This is a genomic window from Virgibacillus oceani, assembly GCF_041521345.1.
Lineage (GTDB): Bacteria > Bacillota > Bacilli > Bacillales > Amphibacillaceae > Virgibacillus_N > Virgibacillus_N oceani_A.
Window position 1 is genome coordinate 16959 of sequence record NZ_JBGOHB010000042.1, and the last position, 16637, is coordinate 33595.

Here is a 16637-nt window from a genome sequence, read left to right on the forward strand (position 1 = left end):
CCAATGAAAAACATGTTGATAATCTTTTTTCTAATACATTGACATTCTATTGAAATTCTCCCAGCAATCTATTTAATATTTTATTTCTTTGATTCGTTTGAAATTGCCTCACTATTATTGCGAAGGAACTGTCTAGTTCTCTCTTCCTTAGGGTTATTAAAAATCTCTTTAGTGTTGCCTTCCTCTATAATTACTCCATCGTCCATAAAAATAACTCTATCTGCAACATCCTTCGCAAAGCCCATTTCATGGGTAACAACAATCATTGTCATGCCTTCTTTTGCTAACTGCTTTATTACTTGAAGAACCTCTCTAACAAGTTCAGGGTCTAATGCGGAAGTTGGTTCATCATATAACATTACCATCGGCTCCAAAGCAAGCGCCCTTGCAATTGCTACACGTTGTTGCTGACCACCGGATAACTTTGCTGGATAATGATCCATCCGATCAGCTAAGCCTACTTTTTCAAGTAATACTTTTGCTTTTTCTTTGGCTTTCTTACGGTCCATTTTTTTAATAACAACAGGGCCTTCCATGACATTCTCCAGAGCAGTTTTATGAGGAAATAAATTAAACTGTTGAAAAACAAAGCCTGTATTTTGACGTAATTCTCTTATTTTACTTTTTCTGCTTCTATTTATTGGGTAGCCAGCTTTAACCTCTTTGTCTCCTACTTTTATTACACCTCCTTTTGGTTCTTCCAGAAAAGTAATACAGCGAAGTAATGTTGATTTACCAGAACCACTGGGGCCCATAATAACGACTACTTCACTTTTATTAACCGTCAAATTTATGTCCTTTAACACTTCATTTTGATCAAAGTTTTTTTTAACATTTTGTAGTTTAATAACCTCCATGATTTCACCCCTAAATCTCAGACTATGCTACATGTCGCGACGTTCTTTTTTCTAAACGATCTAAAAGTATGGTGAAGAACGTAATAATTACCCAATACATTGCTGCTGCTAATAGATAGATGGTCAGCGGCTCAAATGTCCTGGCAATAATTAATGTGGACATTCGCAGTAATTCTGTAACAGTAATAACAGAAACTAATGATGTATCTTTAATTAGAATAATATATGTATTGGATAAAGTAGGAATTGCTATCCTAATACTTTGTGGAAGAATAATTCTGATCATAGCTTGACTGTATGACATCCCCATTGAAACAGCTGCTTCCATTTGTCCTTTATCTACTGCTAATATGGAAGCACGGAATGATTCTGACAAGTATGAACCTGCATTTAACGTTAAGGCTAATATCCCTGAAGCTATTGCACCTAATTCAATATTAATTTGAGGTAAACCATAATAGATAACAAAGATTTGTACCAATAGTGGTGTTCCGCGAAACATTGAAACATATACAGTTGCTATTATCCTTAATATTTTTATTTTAGATATTCTTCCCATTGCTGTAAAAAAACCTATTACTAATGCAAATATAATTGATATGACCGCCAACATAATTGTCATACCTGCAGCATTTATTAGAGGTGGCAATGAATCAATAATGATCGAAAAATTCATATTATATGTTCACCCTTATTTGTATAATATATAAATTGTGTATCAAAAAATGTTATTCTACTTGTTCAGAATAACTAATTTCAATACCCTTTATTTTCAATTCACTCATAAATGAATGAAAACGTTCATCTCTAATAATATTTTCAATTGGAACTACACCAGTTTCTGTTACTTTACCATTTAAAATCCAATGAGCTAATAACATTGCTGGAATTGCTGTTGTTTTAGCCATTGAGGTTATTTCCCGTTCATGATCATAGAAATCTATCATTTCCCAAGTATGCGTCGTGTTTTGCCCTTTCCTTTTTCCTCTTGTAGTAACCCGTAACACAGTAATATCTTCTTTTGATTTTCCAACTAATTTTGGTTCCAAGATCTTTTCCGTAAATTTCCTGGGACTTATTTGTAAACCTTCTATCTCTATTTTCTTTTGTTCTAAAAACCCAAGTTCAGCCAAAGTGGACATTTTAGTCCAATGACCTGCATACCTAGCAGTTTTTTCATATATCTTATTAACCTTATCTTTTAGTGTATAAGCTGTACTATGAGCATCTGTTACTACCAATTCACATTCCCCAACAGGATTCGGGAATGTCATCTTTTCCAGTCCTGATAAAGGTGGAAGATGTACAAGTTTTCCGTTCTCAGCAGCAAGTGCCGGTCGTGTATAAAGCCCCATTACACTTTCTAATCGAAACACAATTTGATACCATAAAGGAGGTACTGGATACCGAGGAATACCGCCACAAACCATAACCGCTTCTTCTGCATCATCTAGCATATCTATTCCTTGTGCTGCTAAGAAGTTTGATAGCCCTGGAGCAACACCACATCCAGGAACAACGATAATTCCAGCTTTCTTGGCTTTACTGTCGAGCTTAATCTTTTCTTCATATTTAGAGCCAACTAAATCTACTATATTACAACGGGCAGCGATTGAAGCATGAATTGCTGGCAAGCTTAAAGAGTGAGGTAAACATGCAACAGCCACATCAGCATCTTTAATTTCTTCAAAAATATCATCTTCTGTTTGTAAATTTGTATACTTTCCAGAAACTTTAGAATGACCGACTGCTTTAATGCAACTATCTACATTCTCTTTCACTCCATCAACTGCAGTAATTTTACTAATTCCAGAATAATGTACAAGTTCTTTAACGACGGTTGCACCGATCATACCAATTCCTAATACAACTACATGCATAAATCGTGTCCTCCTCCAGCGGAATAATTGGCTCTACACTATTTGACAAGGTGACAAATGAATCATTTTACATAGAGACTTTGGAAGAATGAACAAAAGCCTTAGCCAAATTTTTTGTTCAAGAATTAAGTCCTCAAATTTATTAAAGATCGAAATATGCTTTTATTCAGATTAGTACAGAAATAAAGCGAATGCTCTGCTGCTATCTATTAATCAATGGCTCAGAATCAAACCATTTTCTGTATATTTCTTCATAGGTTCCATCTTCCATTATATTTGCTAATTCCTCATTCAGTTTCTCAACAAGTTCCTCTTTGCCTTTGTCCACCGCCATGGCAATTTCATCTTCATTTAAAATATCACTTGCAATTTTTATAGGGAGGTCTTCTTCCTGGATGTTGTAACTTATTAATAATTGATCATTAATAATCACATCCAACCTTCCATTAAGTAAATCTTGTAAATATTCGTTTATCGATTCATATAAAGTAAGATCTGCACCATCCACACTATTGGCAACATCTTCAAATGTTGATCCTGCTGCAGTACCAACTCTTCTACCTGAAATATCTTCCAATTGTGAAATATCGTCAGTATCTTCACGTGTTATTAATACCGATCCTGTCATAACATATGGGTCGGTAAAATCAACGCTTTCCATTCTTTCTTCAGTTATTGTCATCTGGGCGATAATAACATCAAATCTGTCTGAATTAAGACCACCGATAAGACTATCCCATGATGTAGATACAAATTCAGCCTCGACACCCAATCTTTCAGTAAGTTCATTAGCAATATCCACATCAAAACCTGTATATTCTTCATTCTCATCTAAGAAGTTAAAAGGTCTATATGTACCTTCAAAACCCACGCGCAAAACACCTGAATCTTTAATTTCCTCAAATGAATCTTGGTTTTCACTTGCAGCATCACTATCTCCACAGGCAGCTATAAATATTAACGAACAAACAGCAATAACCATTAAATAAAATCGTTTCATTTTTTTACCTCCCATCACTTGATAACGCTTACATAATAAATATTTAAGTCCCCCTTTATTTTTATGTAGAGTTTTGATTGTACTACAATTTTATAGTACAATTACATTTAACAATAAGTTCATTTAATTGTCAATATTTTTTTATGATTTAAAATAGAAATAAGTTAGTTATCAACAGTAACCCGATATCATAATTAATCAAAAGGTAATTGTAATTGGTTGGAGATTTAACTGTTCACACCTCTTCAGGGATATAGTCGAAAAGTCGTAGCAACTGTTTTCGAAAATGTAAATTGTACACCTTGTTTGTTTGTTCCATTTATATGGAAATTTGATTAAGCAAGCACCCACCATTAAAAAAAACCAATTTTAAGTTGGATATTCGGTTATCAAAGACACCTAACATTTAAATATATAAGGAGTTGCTATCATGAAAGAAAAGCATTCTATAAAAATGTATATTTACAACACTCTTAAAGAATCAATACTTACTAGGAAACTCCCCCCCGGGAAACAGCTGGTTGAAAATACAATTTCAGAAAAATTAAAAGTGAGCCGAACCCCAATAAGAAATGCAATCAACCTGCTCTCTACAGAAGGATTGGTAGAACTAGTTCCTAATAAAGGAGCATTTGTAATAAACCCTACCTATGACGAAATAATTCAAGCTTATACTCTTAGAAAGGAATTGGAATTAATGGCAACGGAACTAGCCATAAGTCATTTAGATGAAGAAGATTTTAAAGATATGGAAAACATCATAAAAGGTGAAAAAACAGCTTTATACAAAAAGGATTTGAAAAATTATTTAAAAGCAAATCAGGATTTCCACTTGTTAATAATAAGAAAATGTGGAAATAAGTTTCTTATTGAATTCATTGAAAAACTTATCAATCAAACTTCCATTTATTTAATTCTTTTTGACACTTTTTTCGATGAAAATTCACCACAGCCATATGGATACAGAGAACATATGGAGATTGTACAATTATTAAGACAAAAAGATATTATTAAAATACGAGAAGGTATTATAAAACATTATGATAATGCTATTAATAGTTTAGACATTCATGAAGAGTATAAAGAACTTGATAGGATATTTGACTAGTATTTTGTGGCATTATTTATTCAATACTAATCGATCATAATATGATTATTTTGCCAAAATTGACAATAGACTCAGGTTAGAAATTGAATGCCCTGTCTTTCAGCTTAGGTATAATATAGAACGCTAATAAACATTTAAAAAACTACTGGGGCTAATTGCCCCACACAATTAGTCCCAGCAGTTTCACAAACTAAACCATCAAATTCAACGAGTAGTAACCACTTTCTTCCGCGTATAAAATTCCACGCCATCTTTCCCATTAGCATCTAAATCACCATAGAAAGAATTCTTCCATCCGGAAAACGGGAAGAAAGCCATTGGTGCAGGGACAACAATATTAATACCGAGCATGCCGGCATCGATATTTTCTCGGAACTGCTGCACTTCCTCCATCCCGCGTAAATAAGCAAGATCCATTGCCAATGGGGATTGAATTGTCACATCAATGGCTTCACTTAAATCCTTCACACTGACAATAGATAGTACTGGAGCAAAAATCTCATCTTGCCAAATTTTCATCTCCGTTGTGACATTATCAAAAATGGTAACTCCTACAAAATAGCCTTTTTCCTGGACATTTCCATCTTCTCGCCCATCACGAATTAGTTTAGCCCCTTCCTTAACGCCCTTTTCAATATAACCGAGTGTTCTTTCTTTATACTGTTCACGAATAACAGGTCACAGGAAGACCCCATCATCCAGTCCATTGATATTATCCGCTTTTTCTTTCAGTTGAAGAATAAACTCATCGGCAACAGCGTCTTCCACAGCAACAACGGACTCAGCCATACAACGTCACCGGCTGAACCAAATGCAGCTTTAAGAATTTGGGTTGAAGCATTATCCATATTGGCGTCTGTTAGTACAATCGAATGATTTTTTGCTCCGGCGGGTGCTTGAACACGTTTCAAATTATCCGTACCATGTTTATAGACATATTCAGCGACAGGCTGTGAGCCGACAAAGGAAATAGCCTTCACTTCCTTATGATCCAGTAGGCGATTGACGACATCGTGGGCACCGTGAACGATATTGAAAACACCTGCCGGGAGTCCGGCTTCCGAAAGCAGTTCCGCTAAACGGTTTGCCAACAGCGGCGTACGCTCTGATGGCTTCATGACAAAAGTATTCCCCATTGCTATCGCCATCGAAAACATCCAGCAAGGGACCATTATTGGAAAGTTAAATGGAGTAATACCGCCAATTACACCAATCGGATAACGATATACTCCAGACTCAAGCCCTAATGCAATCGAAGACAGCTTAATCTATCTCCTAATACAATAGCTCTATTCGTTAAATTTTCACGTTCCATAATTTCAATGTTTTTTAGTGCCACGGCACAATCTGCAGGATTTCCTCCAAATGTGTTTACATGACGAAAATGGTTGTTGTGTCTTTATTGCCTTTAAATGTTTCATATATATCCTTCCGCGAAAGAAGAAAGAAAAGTTGGGTATCCTGGCTTTGAAAAACCCTGAGAGCTGAAAGATTAAAATACACAGCGCCTCCGTGCATAGGAGCTGTGGATTTTGTATTGATTATATAAAGTAACGTACATTTTCCTCAGTTATAATAGAGACTTTAATAGCTTACTGTAAATATCTTCGTCTATAAAATAACATCACACCGCCTGCAGCTAATAGCATAGTGCCAATAAGCAGGTACATATACAGGTTGGTTGCTGTGTCAGGTAAAGTGGCCCCAGTTCCACCGGGAGGAGTGCTATCGCCTCCTGAATACGAGCCGTTCCCCTTTCCACCAGGTGTTATACCATCACCATTTGGACCGGGGTCTTCTCCATTTCCGCCAGGCGTTGTGTCATCATCGTTTTGACCGGAATCACCGTTATTGCCATTATCACCAGGATCTCCAGGATCGCCGTTATCACCATTATCACCGGGATCTTCATTTCCGTTGTCATCATCACCCGGCTCTTCAGGAAATTCCTCACCCATCAAATCGACAATACGTCCCTCTCGTTCAGGATCGACAATGCCACCTAAATCTTCTACCATATAATCTCTCAATTGCTCCCAGTCAGATGCGCCGATGTCTCTTACACGGCCATCCTCATACACCCCGGCAAGTGTTTCGAAGCCATCGCCGCCCTGTGCTGTGAAAGCGTTTGTGGTCACTTGATATTCCTCTTCAGGCAATATCTCCACCAGTTCACCCTCAATCTCTACGTACATCTGAACTATGCGGTTGCCCGGTTCCTTTTCACTATCATAATAGAATTGCATACCGGACACATGCAGGAATCCGCCACTTTCAGCTGGTGCCTGACGGACACTGTGCTCCAGAATATCCTTGAGTTCCTGACCGTTTAATGTAAATACCACCGGGTTATTACCAAATGGCAGCACATTAATAACTTCACCCGATGTAATCGGACCTTCATCAATTGGCGCACGGATCCCTCCGCCGTTTTGAAAGGCAATTACTGTTTCAGGATAATCTTCTTGTGCGCCGGCAAGCATTGCATCTGTTATCAAATTGCCGAGCTCTGTTTCATTTGCCCGGACGCTGTCATCACCAGGTTCATCCTGACGCGGATTGATCAGGTCTTTCATGGCCTCTGCGCCAATTTCCTCGTTCATTACTTCGTCCACTTGTTCTTTATATGGAGCAAGTACCTCTAACGCTTCAGGGTCTTCTGCATAATCAGCCGTATCAACCAGTTCACCTTCATATCCGGTAATTACACCATTCTCATCGAATGTCACATCAAGTGTCCCAAGGTTTTCCGCATATTGCCCTGCTTGGACAATCACAGTCGGCTCTGCAGCTTCCCCGCCAGTATTCATCAATACAACTTCAGGAACACTCACAGGCTCTTCCAAAGCAGTGTGCGAATGGCCGCCAACAATCACATCAATGCCATCAACCTCTTCTGCCAGCCGTAAATCATTGCCCACTTCCGGTGCACTGTCATATCCAATATGAGTCAGGGCAATAATTTTATCAATTCCCGCTTCTTCAAAGGCTTCCACCGTACGTTCGGCAGTTTCTGCAAAGTCAGCAAAAGTAACATCCGCCGGATTTGCAATATTCGCCGTATCCTCCGTCGTCAAGCCAAAAACACCGATTTCTTCTCCGTCCACTTCCATAATAATACTATCGTAAATTTCCCCATTTTCCGGATCACTGACGAGTGATTGATTCGTTTCCAATTCGCTCATAAAAGGATCCTGTGAAAAATCAACATTAGTACCCAAGAATGGAAAGTTCGCATTTTCAACAAATGCTGCCAGCGATGCATGACCGCCTTCTTCACCGCCAAGGTCGAATTCGTGATTACCAAAAACCATGGCATCAAAATCCATCAAGTTAAGCAATTCCAGATCAGCTTGTCCATTGAATTCATTGAAATATAACGTACCGGAGAAAACATCGCCTGCATGTAGAAGCAAGGATTCCGGGTTGTCCGATCTAAATTCATTAACTGCCGTAACCATCTTCGGAAGCTCATCGGCTCGTGCATGCGTATCATTCATATGCATAAGCGAAAGCTCAAAATCACCGTCTCCATTGCCTGGATCTTCAGGAAGTTCCTCACCCAGCAAATCAACAATTCGTCCTTCTCTTTCGGGGTCAACAATGCCGCCCAGATAGGCGTCTTCCACCATGTAATCTCTCAATTGCTGCCAATCAATTTCACCGATATCTCTCACGCGGCCATCATCATAGGCTTGTGCGAATGTTTCAAATCCGTCTCCGCCCTGACCGGTAAAGCCATTGGTAGTAACCTGATACGCTCCATCAAGCTGAATTTCTTCCAGTTCACCATCCACCTCAACATACATTTGTACCACACGGTTGCCTGTCTCCATTTCACTATCGTAAAAGAATTTCATACCTGACACATGTAGAAATCCGCCATTTTCAGCAGGAGCCTGACGAACACTGTGCTCTAGAATATCTTTAATCTCCTGCCCTGTCAGGGTTACAATAACCGGATCGTTTCCGAATGGCAGCACTTCAATAACTTCACCGGTTGTGATCGGCCCTTCATCAATTGGTGCTCGGATTCCTCCGCCATTTTGGAAAGAAATCACTGTTTCAGGGAATTTTTCCTGTGCCTTAGCAAGCATCGCGTCTGTGACCAAATTACCAAGCTCTGTTTCGTTTGCGCGTACGCTGTCGTCGCCAGGCTCACTCTGACGTGGGTTTGTCAGCTCTTTCATGGCTTCTGCACCAGTTTCCTCATTCATGACCTCGTCGACTTGTGTTTTATACGGCTGAAGTACTTCCACGGCATCAGGATCTTCAGCATAATCCGCCACTTCAAGCAATTCACCTTCGTATCCGCTCACTACGCCGTTTTCATCAAATGTTACACTAAGTGTTCCGAGAAACTCAGCGTAGTCACCGGCTTGAGCAATCACAGTCGGTTCTGTGCCATCCCTATCGATAAGAACCGGATCTTCCAATGCAGTATGCGAATGACCGCCTATAATTATATCAATGCCGTCCACTTCTTCTGCCAGGCGCAAATCGTTACCCATTTCCGGTGCACTGTCATATCCGATATGGGTCAGTGCAATTATTTTATCAATGCCCGCATCTTCAAAATCAGCCACTGCCTGTTCGGCTGTTTCAGCAAAATCGGCAAACGTAACTTCTTCCGGATTTGCTACATTCGCTGTATCCTCCGTGTCCAAACCGAAAATCCCGACTTGTTCCCCTTCCACATCCATGATGAAACTATCGTAAATTTTTCCATCTTCCGGATCGTTAGCCAGAGATTCATTTGTTTCCAGGTCGCGCATAAAAGGATCTCCGGAAAAATCAATGTTTGTACCCAGAAATGGGAAGTTTGCATTTTCAACAAATGCCGCGAGTGATTCATGTCCATCCTCTACAGCGCCTAAATCAAATTCATGATTTCCAAAAACCATGGCATCCATATCCATCAAATTCAGCATGGCCAAATCAGCAAGACCATTGAACTCATTGAAATATAATGTACCTGAAAATACATCACCGGCATTTAAAAGCAAGGCTTCCGGATTTTCCTCTCTGTATTCATTGATCGCTGTAATCATTTTTGGCATCGGTTCAACACGCGCATGCGTATCGTTCATATGCATAATCGAAAGCTCAAAGTCACCGGCTGCTTCTTCTGCAGCAAGATCGATTTGTGTCAAAATCGGATCATGATCACTTGCACGACCGTGCATATCCGTGAAATCAGCATTCACATGCAGCACATCAACCTCAGTCACATCAGCTAAGTGATTGGATACAAGAACATGATCAAGCACCTGAGAATTCCCCTGGTAAAGATAGGTGTAACGTTCTTCCTCAGGAACATTCATTATGACATTGGTCAATTCGTCACCTTCCAGAATGTTCATCGTCTCTGTGAATTCAAAATCATTCATATCCCCTAAAACAACAACATTTTCGTTCGGGTTTTCTGCTTTTATATCAGCCACAAAGTCATTAACAATAGCTGCCATCTCGTGGCGCTGGAGTTCGCTTCCTTTAACCGGCGGCTGATTCTGTCCAAACTCACCATCATCGCCGCTTTTGGAATTAAAATGATTATTTACCACAACTACACTTTCCCCATTAAATTCAAACTGGGCTGCCAATGGCTTTCGTGTGTTCTTAAATGCATCTTCCGTTGGAGCTATACGTCCTGGGTTCAGTGTCAATCGTCCATCATCATAATTTGTTGCTTCTGTTGCTGTACCATGTTCACCATCAACCAATGACACACGATCCGGATTGTAAAGAAAACCAACACGAATATTCCCATGCGGCGCACCGCCATCCTGATTGTACTCAGGGTCAATATTGACATAATCGTAATCCACCCCGCCCTGATTTCGGATTTCATCAATCAGCCGTTCATAACTTTCAGAAGCATCCGCATCATCAGGTCCTTGCGTCTGCCCATTATTGTCCATCACTTCAACGATGCCTACAATATCCGGATTTTCCATATCATTAACAAATGCCCGGGCAATGTCTCCTGCTTTTTGCGCTGAAGTCTCACTTGTATTTGCAGAAAAATTTTCCACATTATAGTTGGCGACCGTTAGTTTATCATCATCTTTATTAATCGTTGTTGTTGGATCCGGCTGTGTATCGCCTTCTTCAAACACGGCTTCCACCTCATCCAGATCGGCATAAACTTTGTAGTTTCCATAACCGTAATTCACTACGCCTTCAATCGGTTCTGTGAACTGATCTCCGGTTTTCACTGCAAAATCTCTTGCGTCATCGTTTGGCTGCAGCTTATACTGAATCGTTTGGGCATTCGGTCCTTCCTCTGTCAGACGAATGCCGCCATTTGCTGTAGTATTTGCTGGTGAAAATTCATTTGTTGCCACAACCAGATCACCATGTTCCTGCGGCGCAACTGCGCGTGATGGCGCTATTTCAACCCGCATCCCTTCTATGCTTTCCCAGAAATCAATCGCATAGTTTTCCGGATCAAAGCTGTCAAAGCCATCGTCGCCAATAATATCTTCAGGAATATCACTGGAAGTCAGTTCAATAGCTGCCGGCAGCTCAACATCATTTTCTATTACCTCAACATGTCCGCCCCAATCATCACGTGCAGCGATTTGTGTAACCGACAAATCTTCTTCAGCTCTGTTATCATATCCATCAATATGATATTCATCTACTTCTCCAGTTACTTGGACGAGATTACCAACCTCGACAAGATCCTGGTTTCCAGTATAGACGACGATACCTTCAGATGTTGCTTCATTACCATCATAATCCGCTTCAGGTGTTTGCATATGAAAATAATTGGCACCTCTTAACTCATATTTATAGGTGACAATTCCTTCCACATCCTCCACTGTGACACCTACTAATGGTGATTCATGTCCTTCTCCTTGAATATCGTGAATCATGAAGCCATCTTCAGCATCATAGACCGTATAGCTGAATGCAGCGATATTGCTTGCTGTTAATCCATCTTTTTCAGCTATTGCATTGATCGTTACGTCTTCATCAACAGTGATCGTACCGCTGTACAGCTCGCCATTTTCGGATGACGGGTCACTGCCATCTGTTGTGTAAAAAATTTCTGCATTCTCTGTTGCTGTTTCCAATGTAACTTCAGCGCCTGCTGGAATCATCCCTGGCGCAGGGCTAGCTGTTACAGGCTGGACAGCAGATGCATCACCGATAATATCAGATTGGCTGCGAGGAATAATCTGCTGGTCATCGTCAAACTGGATCACCATTCCGGTAATAGATTCATAGTTTACATCTGTTTCCAAGCTTAGTTCACCAGTTTCATCACGTACCACAAATACATTGCCAGCTTCATCTTCAGCTGTATAATTCGCCCAATCACCGCCATCTTCCACATCAGTAAGTGTTACATTATGAACGACAGCCAGCTGCGATTGGTGGTTTTCCAATTCATTGCCTTGAAGCGTTACAGGTTCCGGAACAACATCGCTTGTTTTGTCTTCCACACTCGCACCATCAAGCTGCAATAATCCCCGGTAGTTATTCAAGGTGCCAATCACCGTTATTTCATCGCCCACTTGCACATCAAGGCTTGTTGGACGTACAGCAATCGCTGCTGTTTCATCCTGAATTTGGATGGTATTTTTTAATTTAGCCGTAACGACACCTTTCGTTTTCACTTCACCGGTGTCTTGCTCTCTAACCTCTGCGATAGACTGCAATTCAAGTGGCTCAGGCTCACTCGGGTCTTCATTTTCGGAAGCAAATTTCATATCACTTGGGTTTTTCAGGCCATAGTGGGTATGATATTCTTCCATATCGCCAGTGACTACTATTTCTTCTCCCAGATTATCCGGATTTGAAGCCAGTCCGAATTCCGAGCGGTACTCACTGCTCAACTGAATAAACAGCATATTATCCGGATCTGATTCACCAGCTTCATCTGCCAGTGCCAGATTATGATCCTCTCGAAAATCATTATCCGAAACGTTGTCAGGACTAATTACATACCCAACAATATACCCCTCAACTGTCTGCTCACTGCCATCATTATTCAATCCAATAGCATCTTCGACAGTGATCGATTCATCCACTTCAGCAGCCTGTATGCTCACAGGACCCGCTGCGGGCGTCAGGATACTTGTCATCAACACAAAAATCATCATTATGCTTAAATACTTTCTTCTGCTACGTGATTGCATCCGCTTGTCCTCCTCCTAAGGATTTTTAACCGTTAATTAGAAATACGTTACATTTTTATCTGCAAATAATCGTATTTCTTGTTGAGCATTTTGGACATATTACCACTACAACCGGATCTCACCTGGAGCAGTCAACTACCTCACCTAGCAATCGACTTTCCCACTACCTTTATGACGGACCCTTCCTCAGCTTTCACTCCCTATGTATCAGGCACGTTCTGCATAATGTAAATCATTCCAATAAAATGGAGCATTCAGCTGATTCTGATTCGAAAAATAATGCTTTCACGGTTATAGAAGTGATATTATTCCAGCCCTACACCTACCATAGCGAATGATTATTAATACAATATAAATAGTTTGTAAAAAATACATAAAGTTTTGATTAATCAAGTAGTTCTTTATACGCGTATTGTAAAATAAAATAGTGCAAATGAACTAAAAAAGCAGTCGCAGCTTATTTGTTGATTAAGCATTTCTAACCATGAAATAGATCCCCCCAACCTTATGGTATGAGGGACCGTTTTTTCTTTAGTGCATCAGGTCAATAACAATTCTCGAGGAAAAATCAGGGTTTTCATATTCTATATTATCCTGTTCTACATTCATTACAGCCAAAAACATAGCCTCTTCCGCTGCATATTCTATCGATGATATCACCGGGCTGTTTGCAATTTGAATCGTACCGCCATCTTTGTCCAAATCTCCTTTAATTTCGCCATATGGAATCTGAAGTTTCAGCGTCCCTTCTTCTTCCATAATGTCATAGTTATTGATGGTTTTATTTAAATCCATGACTATTCTCGTATAACCGGGATGAACACCATACCGGATATTTTCCACATAGGTTGCCGAAACCTCTACCTCTCTACTTGCTGCATAATCATCATAGGTGGCAGTGACTATGCCTGTACCTTCATTCTCGGCATGAAATACTCCCTCTTCCACGTAACCAATATCATTGGTCACCGTCCATTCAACAGCAGAAGGATCAATATCAAGCGCCTCGCCGTTTTCATCATACCCGTTCACTGTTAAATCGACCTCTTGCCCAACTGAAGCCGTTAAATCCAAAGGTAAGATACCCAATACCCCATCCGGTTGATAAGGTCCTGCCCCACTTTCATACGGCGGATACATTAAATATTGATTTCGCACATCTTCAACCCATGTATCCAGTTCATCCTCCCAGGAGGCGATAATGTCATCCACCGGCATGCCATCCATTATCATGTCCGGAACTTCCGGATCACCAATCAGATTTGCATAGCTTGGCGTCATTTCAAATTCTTCGGAATTTTGATCTCTCATGGCATCTACGAGATTTAAGCCCAATTTCACAAGGTCTATATCAGCAGGATTATCAATATGAACCTGTACCCCGCCGACGAGTTCCCCTTCATACTTATTAAACATTGGCGTGTAATAAGCCGATCTGAAATTGACGCCGGCAATTTCACGGTTTTTCATTTCCGCTGCCAAAGCCTCTCCTTGAATCCACGGCGCACCTAATAATTCAAACGGCTTGGTTGTACCAAGACCGGTGGAGAGTGATGTATCATCAACCAACTCCGTCCCTGCATATAAATAGGCTGTCTCTTTCGTCGGGATGTTAGGTGATGTCATCACCCATGGAAGTTCAGTATCCTCAAAGAACATATCACGTTTCCAGCCATCCATTTCTGCCACTTTTAAATTAACGCCCATACTATACTCATGGTTCCACATGACAGCTAATTCGCCGACCGTCATCCCGTGTCTGACCGGAAGTAAAAACCTCCCCATAAAGCTTACAGTTTCTGCCGAGCGCACCGGTCCTTCCACTCTTGTTCCGCCAATGGGATTCGGCCTGTCCAATACGATCACTTCTTTATCATGCTCCGCTGCCGCCTCCATGACGTACCCAAGTGTATAAATGTATGTGTAGACATTGGAGCCGATATCCTGGATATCAAATAACAATACATCTACATCCTCAAGCATTTCCTCTGTCGGTACCCAGGTAGGACCATATAAGCTGTAGACAGGCAAGCCTGTTTCTTCATCCTCATAAGACTCGATATATTCTCCGGCTTCCCTGTCTCCTCTGATCCCGTGCTCCGGACCATATAATGCAGTCAAATCTATATCAGGATGCTCATGGAGCATATCAATACTGCTTTCCAGCTCCGTTGATACACCAGTCATATTCGTTACCAGACCCACTTGTTTATCCTGAATCCAATCCAGATGATCATCCATTAACACTTCTATACCCGGGGTCACTCTTTGGTTGCCCTTATTACCCTGATTCTCATTACTGTCATTTGCATTCGAACTTGTCTGTGAAGATGAGATAGCAAGAACAAAAAGTATCAATATCAGCGAAACTGTTACTACAGTCTTCTTGGTTCTCACAAAAAACACTCCTCCATCGTTTTTTCGAACAACCCGACTTAAGTCCCTCCTGCCCGCAGTTCTATGCTGTGATGACAGTCATTTCGTGATCTGTGATGAACCATTAACACCCAGCTCCTTAAATTATCCGGGTTTCAATATTCCGATAATTGATCTTGTGTTTTTGGTTAATGATCCCACCCTATATTATCCATGAAATAAAAAAATTCACTCCACCCTTCCCCACCTTTTCAGTGCTGTTTCAGGATAATATTGTGAATTTCTAGGTTGTACCAACTGTCAAATGGTACATAGAATTATACCAGCAATTTTTAACGAAAAACAGATTAATAAGTCACTTACTGGAAAAACAGTTATTTAGTAACAGGGGTGTTTAGGCGATTCAGGATATTAGCCCAATAAAAGCAGGAGAAAACGAACATCCTTGCTCAATCCGTCTCCTGATCCAGCTTCATGCCATGTAATTTACTCAGAGTGAAATATACGGATACATAACCGATAAGCGACACCGTACAAAGAAAGAAAAAAATAGGCACGTAAAGGGATAAAATAATGATACATACTGCTCCAAGCATTAAGGCAATCGACTTCACGGGCTGAAAAAAGACCAGCAGAAAACTATTTCTCACTAGTTCCGTCCCGCTCAAATTCATATGTACATGCAGGGTAACCAGATGAAACAGAAACAGGAAGTATATGACCATCATCGTGATCACACCAACGGTAACAAGTAACGCCATATTTGAAGAGAAGGACGGAAAAGCAAAAAAGTATTGAGACATGCTGATGATAATGATAAGCAAAGGGACTCCTGCCAGATTTGATCTCCAAAGCTCATTTTTCAGTTCTTTAAAAAACTTGCGAATCAAGCTGTCAGACCTTCTGAAAAATTTTCCTCTGATACATGCGAATAAAGCTACCGTCGATGGAATAATTGTAATAATAGGCAGACAGGCAACCATCCATAAAAACTGAAGAATAACAACACTCGTAACCTCATCCAACATTTTATAAAACTTTGAATCTATGATTGACAATTTCATTCACCTTCCTATTAGAACAGTCAAGACAAGTTTATTCTGCACATTTAATTTTCAGAACTATCAATAACCTATTTAATAAAGTGAAACTTCATTCAGTGGGGGTTTTCTTTTCATCCCCCACTGAAACAACCATGGCTATGCTACGCATCGCCACCAACTACCATGAAAATGAATTTCTAAACGAAATAGAAGTATTCATTTA

The 16637-nt window shown here is 40.2% G+C and carries 10 protein-coding genes and 1 pseudogene; 1 reads left to right on the plus strand and 10 read right to left on the minus strand.

Annotation, left to right across the window (positions count from 1 at the left end):
• Positions 1–80: 80 nt before the first annotated feature.
• The 4 genes from ACDX78_RS21075 to ACDX78_RS21090 form a co-directional block, all read right to left on the minus strand.
• Entirely contained in the window at positions 81–857 is a 777-nt protein-coding gene (locus ACDX78_RS21075; RefSeq protein WP_486030498.1) for an amino acid ABC transporter ATP-binding protein, read from the minus strand.
• Between the two features lie 22 nt (positions 858–879).
• A complete protein-coding gene (locus ACDX78_RS21080) occupies positions 880–1533 on the minus strand; it encodes an amino acid ABC transporter permease (protein ID WP_486030499.1) in 654 nt (217 codons plus the stop codon).
• A 52-nt stretch (positions 1534–1585) separates the two neighbouring features.
• The gene (locus ACDX78_RS21085; RefSeq protein WP_486030501.1) at positions 1586–2737 is read right to left on the minus strand and encodes a saccharopine dehydrogenase family protein; all 1152 of its coding nucleotides are present in this window, start codon (positions 2735–2737) and stop codon (positions 1586–1588) included.
• 202 nt (positions 2738–2939) lie between these two features.
• Complete coding sequence (locus tag ACDX78_RS21090; RefSeq protein WP_486030502.1) at positions 2940–3737, minus strand: ABC transporter substrate-binding protein; 798 nt, start codon at positions 3735–3737, stop codon at positions 2940–2942.
• 430 nt (positions 3738–4167) lie between these two features.
• Between ACDX78_RS21090 and ACDX78_RS21095 the strand changes: the two genes are divergently transcribed.
• Positions 4168–4845, plus strand: a complete 678-nt coding sequence (locus ACDX78_RS21095) for a GntR family transcriptional regulator (RefSeq protein WP_486030504.1) — start codon at positions 4168–4170, stop codon at positions 4843–4845.
• Positions 4846–5049: 204 nt separating this feature from the next.
• Here the strand turns inward: ACDX78_RS21095 and ACDX78_RS21100 are convergent, their stop codons facing one another.
• The 6 genes and pseudogenes from ACDX78_RS21100 to ACDX78_RS21125 form a co-directional block, all read right to left on the minus strand.
• Complete coding sequence (locus ACDX78_RS21100) at positions 5050–5517, minus strand: aldehyde dehydrogenase family protein (protein WP_486030510.1); 468 nt, start codon at positions 5515–5517, stop codon at positions 5050–5052.
• 56 nt (positions 5518–5573) lie between these two features.
• Positions 5574–6113, minus strand: coding sequence for an aldehyde dehydrogenase family protein (locus ACDX78_RS21105; RefSeq protein WP_486030512.1), 540 nt, complete (start codon positions 6111–6113; stop codon positions 5574–5576).
• Positions 6110–6279: pseudogene (locus ACDX78_RS21110) on the minus strand (aminotransferase class III-fold pyridoxal phosphate-dependent enzyme); the annotation flags it as partial. The gene ACDX78_RS21105 and the pseudogene ACDX78_RS21110, both read right to left, overlap by 4 nt.
• Before the next feature lie 158 nt (positions 6280–6437).
• Entirely contained in the window at positions 6438–12995 is a 6558-nt protein-coding gene (locus tag ACDX78_RS21115) for a 5'-nucleotidase C-terminal domain-containing protein (protein WP_486030505.1), read from the minus strand.
• A 531-nt stretch (positions 12996–13526) separates the two neighbouring features.
• Positions 13527–15392: an exo-beta-N-acetylmuramidase NamZ family protein gene (locus tag ACDX78_RS21120; RefSeq protein ID WP_486030507.1), complete on the minus strand. Its 1866-nt coding sequence runs from the start codon at positions 15390–15392 to the stop codon at positions 13527–13529.
• 428 nt (positions 15393–15820) lie between these two features.
• Positions 15821–16429, minus strand: coding sequence for a YesL family protein (locus ACDX78_RS21125; RefSeq protein ID WP_486030508.1), 609 nt, complete (start codon positions 16427–16429; stop codon positions 15821–15823).
• Positions 16430–16637 lie beyond the last annotated feature (208 nt).